Source organism: Brachybacterium sp. AOP3-A1-3 (genome assembly GCF_052378285.1).
GTDB lineage: Bacteria > Actinomycetota > Actinomycetes > Actinomycetales > Dermabacteraceae > Brachybacterium.
On sequence record NZ_JBQSXM010000059.1, the window covers coordinates 1 to 898 of the forward strand.

The following is an 898-nucleotide window of genomic DNA, read 5'->3' on the forward strand; positions in this document are numbered from 1 at the left end:
GTGGCGGGTCGAGAACGCAGAGCTTGAGGCCTACATCCAGCGATCCTACTTCGACCCGTTCGCTAAGAAGTGACTGGCGGCTTACATATCGGGGGCTACCGCGCTCCTCTATCGCGCGCGCTGCACGGCAGGCGCCACCCCCGCCAACATCCACCCGTCTGGGGAATCGGGCTGTGAGGGAATCACATGCTCCATTCTCCTCTCGCGAGCCACCTCACTGACGACTGGAAAGTCATGTCGCTGCAGACGTAAAGTGTCGAACGCACTAGTACAACGCTCTGGGGATACCGGCGAACATCTAGTCTTGCTCCTCGATATTGAACAGGTTCAGCATCGCTTCGCGTGAGACACCATCCCTAAGTGGAATCTGCCGAGAAAGTGCCAATCCCGCATCCTTTATTAACTTGCCGACGTCCGCACCGCAGGAACCAGCGTGATCCAACACCGCACGCGACGTGATTGCGTCAGCAATATTTAGCACATCGGTCATTGCGTTAGTGTCCGGTATCCTAAAGGTTGTATATTGACCCGGCTCGTACTCTCGGAGCGGAACTACGTGCTGAAGTGCCAAGGCAGGCCAGGCTCGCCCGTGCGCCGCACCGCTCGCCGCCCGCCAAATTGCCTCAACGTGGTCCGCATTGAGTGCTGCCGCCGGGGCGGCTTCACGAAGAACCTGGAGATGCCCGGGTGGTTTTAGCTCAGACTCTGTGAAATCGCTCTTAACGCGGGCTAGCAGGTTTTCGTCCCGCTCCTTCACCCGCTTCTTGAACTGTATATCAGCGCCGCTCTTGCGATACTCCTCATAGTCCCAACGGATGAGGGATATATGCCGACGCGCACACTCGCGCGGTGTCCCGCCCGCAGTTATCCATAGTGCTTGCGAAGCGGCCTCCATTGC

General features: G+C 58.5%; 1 protein-coding gene. It reads right to left on the reverse strand.

Annotated elements, in window-relative coordinates; genetic code table 11:
- Positions 1-298: 298 nt before the first annotated feature.
- The coding region (locus tag ACT3T5_RS19575) for a hypothetical protein (protein WP_444595328.1) at positions 299-898 on the reverse strand (600 nt) is incomplete at its 5' end.